5 protein-coding genes and 1 pseudogene are annotated in these 4,336 nt (G+C 74.8%); 3 read left to right on the forward strand and 3 right to left on the reverse strand.

The genetic code is table 11. The annotated features are described in order from the left end of the window. The coding region (locus F8271_RS30050; protein WP_151493177.1) for a DUF3000 domain-containing protein at window positions 1-523 on the reverse strand (523 nt) is incomplete at its 3' end. Window positions 524-660: 137 nt separating this feature from the next. On the opposite strand from F8271_RS30050, the gene hemE reads away from it, so the two are divergent. The 3 genes from hemE to hemQ are packed head-to-tail and all read left to right on the forward strand — an operon-like array spanning window position 661 to window position 3,872. Beyond that, entirely contained in the window at window positions 661-1,758 is a 1,098-nt protein-coding gene (gene hemE / locus F8271_RS30055) for a uroporphyrinogen decarboxylase (RefSeq protein WP_151493178.1), read from the forward strand. 6 nt (window positions 1,759-1,764) lie between these two features. Further along, complete coding sequence (gene hemG / locus F8271_RS30060; protein ID WP_151493179.1) at window positions 1,765-3,174, forward strand: protoporphyrinogen oxidase; 1,410 nt, start codon at window positions 1,765-1,767, stop codon at window positions 3,172-3,174. After that, window positions 3,171-3,872: a hydrogen peroxide-dependent heme synthase gene (hemQ, locus tag F8271_RS30065; RefSeq protein WP_151493180.1), complete on the forward strand. Its 702-nt coding sequence runs from the start codon at window positions 3,171-3,173 to the stop codon at window positions 3,870-3,872. Before hemG ends, hemQ begins: the two co-directional genes overlap by 4 nt. Window positions 3,873-3,923: 51 nt before the next feature. Here the strand turns inward: hemQ and F8271_RS30070 are convergent, their stop codons facing one another. Together F8271_RS30070 and F8271_RS33570 are read right to left on the reverse strand one after the other, a co-directional pair. Next, the gene (locus tag F8271_RS30070; protein WP_255473766.1) at window positions 3,924-4,166 is read right to left on the reverse strand and encodes a cellulose binding domain-containing protein; all 243 of its coding nucleotides are present in this window, start codon (window positions 4,164-4,166) and stop codon (window positions 3,924-3,926) included. Between the two features lie 72 nt (window positions 4,167-4,238). Continuing rightward, window positions 4,239-4,336 (reverse strand): annotated as a pseudogene (locus F8271_RS33570) (chlorite dismutase family protein); the annotation flags it as partial.

A 4,336-nucleotide genomic window follows, 5' to 3' on the forward strand; every position in this document is an offset into this window, starting at 1 on the left:
GGGGGAGGCCGGCCGTCGAGGCGAGCAGGGCGCACCAGCCGAGCAGGTGGGGGGCCAGGTCGTCGTCGACCGGCGTCCACGAGGCGCGGATCTCGATGTCACCGGCGGTCGGTGGGCCGGCCAGGTCGCCGAACCGGGTCGACATGGTCTGGGTGACCGTCCCGCCGATCGCCCGGTGACCGGCGTCGTGGGCGTCCAGCGCGTCGGTGAGCCACGTCCAGCCGACACCGGGCAGCAGCGGGTCGGCGGCCAGGTCGACCTCCAACTCGGCGGTCACGTAGGTGACCAGCCGCAGGGTGCCCTGCCACGCCTCGTGCCCGACCGGATCGTGCAGCAGGATCAACCGCCCGGTGGCCACCTCGTCGCCGTCGCGCAGCACGGCCGCGGAGAGCGCGAACGCGTACGGAGCCAGCCGTTGGGGTGCGCCGACCTCCTCGAGGGTGATCTCCGGCCGGGGCGCCGCGGACCGCAGCCCGGCGACCGCGCGGGCAAAGGTCTCCGGGAGCGCGATCGGGGGGGCCATGTTGGCAGCCTATGCCGCCGTCGGCCCACCCGCTTCGACGGCGCGCCGACGCTCCCGTTGGGCGCCGGAGTGTGTAACGGTGCCCTTCCTCTCACCCCCACCCGGTCGGAGGTGGGGGGCGTGGCACGATTGCGGCGATGACCACGGAAGCCACGGGCACTGCCGCCCGAGACGGAGACCCACGCCCCGGCGGACCGGCCGACTCGCCCTTCATCCGGGCCTGCCGGCGCCGTCCCGGCCCGCACACCCCGGTCTGGTTCATGCGCCAGGCCGGCCGCTCACTGCCGGAGTACCGGGAGATCCGGGCGAGCGTGCCGATGCTGGAGTCCTGCCGTCGTCCGGAGTTGGTCACCGAGATCACCCTCCAGCCGGTGCGCCGGCACGGCGTGGACGCGGCCATCCTGTTCAGCGACATCGTGGTGCCGGTCGCGGCGGCCGGCATCGACCTGGACATCGTGCCGGGCACCGGCCCGGTGGTCGCCGAGCCGATCCGCACCGCCGCCGACGTCGCGCGGATCCGCCCGATCACCCGCGACGACGTCCCGTACGTGGACGAGGCCGTCCGGCAGTTGGTGGTCGAGCTGGGCGACACCCCGCTGATCGGGTTCGCGGGCGCGCCGTTCACCCTCGCGAGCTACCTGGTCGAGGGCGGGCCGTCGCGGACCCACGCGAAGACCAAGGCCCTGATGTACGGCGATCCCGAGCTGTGGCACGCGCTCTGCGCCCGGCTGGCCGAGGTGACGCTTGCCTTCCTGCGGGTGCAGATCGAGGCCGGCGTGTCCGCGGTGCAGTTGTTCGACTCGTGGGCCGGCGCGCTCTCCGAGGCGGACTACCGCCAGTACGTGCTGCCGCACTCGACGGCCGTGCTGGGCGGCCTGGCTGACGCCGGGGTGCCGCGCATCCACTTCGGGGTGGGCACCGCCGAGCTGCTCGGTGCGATGGGTGAGGCCGGCGCGGACGTCGTCGGCGTCGACTGGCGTACCCCGCTGGACGTGGCCACCGGCCGGATCGGCCCGGACCGGGCGGTGCAGGGCAACCTGGACCCGACCGTGCTGCTCGCGCCGTGGCCGGTGGTGGAGGCCGAGGTACGACGCATCCTGGAGCAGGGCCGGGCGGCCCCCGGGCACGTGTTCAACCTCGGCCACGGCGTGCTGCCGGAGACCGACCCGGACGTGTTGACCCGGGTGGTCGCGCTGGTGCACGAGGTTTCCAACCGCCGGGCCGACCAGGGCTGAGCAGCGATGCGGCAGCCCTGGCGGGTGGCGGTGGTCGGCGGCGGGATCGCCGGGCTGGCCGCCGCGGTCCGCCTGCGCGACCGCGCGCCGGCGGGCACCGAGATCACGGTGTACGAGCAGTCCGGCGCGCTGGGCGGCAAGCTGCGCACCGGTGAGGTGGCCGGTGAGCCGGTGGAGTTCGGCGCCGAGTCGTTCCTGATGCGCGACCCGACCGGTGCCGAGAGCGCGGCGGTGGTGTTGGCCCGCCGGCTCGGGTTGGCCGAGCGGATCGTGCACCCCACGGTGGGGCAGGCCGCGCTGGTCGTCGACGGGGGGCTGCGCCCCATCCCGGGCGGCACGCTGGTGGGCGTACCCGGGGATCTGGACCGGGTGGCCACGGTCGCCCGCCCGGCCGCGGACGCCGACACCGACGGTGGCCGGCCGCTGGTCGGGCCGGACGCGGACGTCTCGGTGGGCGCGCTGGTGCGGGCCCGCTTCGGCGACGAGGTGGTCGACCGGCTGGTCGACCCGATGCTGGGCGGTGTGTACGCGGGCCGCGCCGACGATCTGTCGCTGGTCACGACGATGCCGGCGCTGGCCCGTGCGGCCCGGGTGGAGCACACCCTCGTCGGCGCGGTCCGGGCGGCGCAGGCCGCCGCTCCGCGCGCTCCCGGCACCCCGGTCTTCGGCACCCTGGCCGGTGGGTTGAGCACGCTGGTCGAGGCGGCGGTGACGGCCAGCGGGGCGACGGTGCGATCCGATGCCGCCGTCCGCGAACTCACGCCGACCGGCACGGGGTGGCGGCTGACCGTCGGCCCGACCCGTGACCCGGAGTTCGTCGACGTGGACGCCGTGGTGCTGGCGGTGCCGGCCCGACCGGCGGCCCGGCTGCTCGCCGGCCCAGCGCCGGCGGTGGCGGCGGGCGTCGGTGAGCTGGACTACGCGAGCGTCGCGCTGGTCACCCTGGCGTTGCCGCAGCCGCGACTGCCCGAGCTGTCCGGCTTCCTGGTGCCGAGCACCGAGGGCCTGCTGATCAAGGCGGCGACGTTCTTCACCACCAAGTGGGGGCACCTGCGCCGGGCCGACGGGCTGGCGCTGGTGCGCGCCTCGGTGGGCCGTTACCGCGAGGAGGCGCAGCTCCAGCGCCCGGACGCGGACCTCGCGGCGACCGTGCACCGGGAGCTGTCGGCGGTGCTCGGCACCCCGCTGCCCGCTCCGGTCGACGGGCACGTGCAACGGTGGGGTGGTGCGCTGCCGCAGTACGCGCCGGGGCACGCCGACCGGGTCGCCGCCGCGCGGACGGCGTTGCGGGCGGCGCACCCCACCCTGGTCCTCGCCGGCGCCGGCTACGACGGCGTCGGCATCCCGGTCTGCGTCCGCTCCGGCGAGACGGCGGCCGACGAGATCATCACAGCACTGGGAGGATCGGCGAGATGACCGAGCAGACCAACGCGGCCCGCCTGCGGGAGCTGAACGACAGCATCCGCTACACGATGTGGTCGGTGTTCCGGGCCAGCGCTCCGCTGCCCTCGCTGCGGGACAACGTCACCGGTGAGGTGGTGGCCCTCTTCGACGAGTTGGCCGGCAAGGATGTGGTGGTCCGCGGCGTGTACGACGTCTCCGGGCTGCGCGCCGACGCGGACGTGATGATCTGGTGGCACTCCGCCTCCAGCGACGCGCTGCAGGACGCGTACCTGCGGTTCCGGCGTACGACGCTGGGCCGGGCCCTGACCCCGGTGTGGTCGCAGATGGCGCTGCACCGGCCGGCGGAGTTCAACAAGAGCCACATCCCGGCGTTCCTCGCTGGTGAGGAGGCTCGCCCCTACCTGTGCGTGTACCCGTTCGTCCGCTCCTACGAGTGGTACCTGCTGCCCGACGCCGAGCGGCGCGAGATGCTGGCCGAGCACGGGAAGATGGCCCGCGGCTACCCGGACGTGCGGGCGAACACGGTCGCCTCGTTCGCGTTGGGCGACTACGAGTGGATGCTCGCCTTCGAGGCCGACGAGCTGCACCGGATCGTCGACCTGATGCGGGACCTGCGCGCCTCGGGCGCCCGCCGGCACGTCCGCGAGGAGGTCCCGTTCTACACGGGCCGCCGCCGCTCGGTGGCCGAGATCGTCAACTGCCTGGTCTGAGCCCCGCCGGCCGGCGCCGCACCCCCGCCCGGGTGCGGCGCCGGACGGGGATCAACTGGTCGTGGTGCAGGAGACCAGCGGAGCGGGGTTGCTGCCGTTCCACGAGCCGAGCAGACCGAAGGTGGTGCTGGCTCCGGCGGCGAGCGCGCCGTTGTAGTTGACGTTGCGCGCGGTGACCAGTGTGCCGTTGCTGGTGACGGTGGCGTTCCACGCCGAGCCGACCTGCTGGCCGTTGGCGTAGTTCCAGCTCACCGACCAGCCCCGGGTGGGCGAGCCGCCCGCGGTGACCTTCACCTCCGCCTGGAAGCCACCGGCCCACTGGCCGGTGATCTGGTACGTCGCCGTGCAGGCCCCGGCCGGCGGGGCTCAGACCAGGCAGTTGACGATCTCGGCCACCGAGCGGCGGCGGCCCGTGTAGAACGGGACCTCCTCGCGGACGTGCCGGCGGGCGCCCGAGGCGCGCA

Origin of the sequence: Micromonospora sp. ALFpr18c (assembly GCF_008868155.1) — a bacterium.
GTDB lineage: Bacteria > Actinomycetota > Actinomycetes > Mycobacteriales > Micromonosporaceae > Micromonospora.

Excerpts from the sequence above, each read along its gene's own strand:
- hemQ (WP_151493180.1), top strand. The coding sequence starts at position 3,171 with ATGACCGAGCAGACCAACGCGGCCCGCCTGCGGGAGCTGAACGACAGC.
- hemG (WP_151493179.1), top strand. The coding sequence starts at position 1,765 with ATGCGGCAGCCCTGGCGGGTGGCGGTGGTCGGCGGCGGGATCGCCGGG.
- hemE (WP_151493178.1), top strand. The coding sequence starts at position 661 with ATGACCACGGAAGCCACGGGCACTGCCGCCCGAGACGGAGACCCACGC.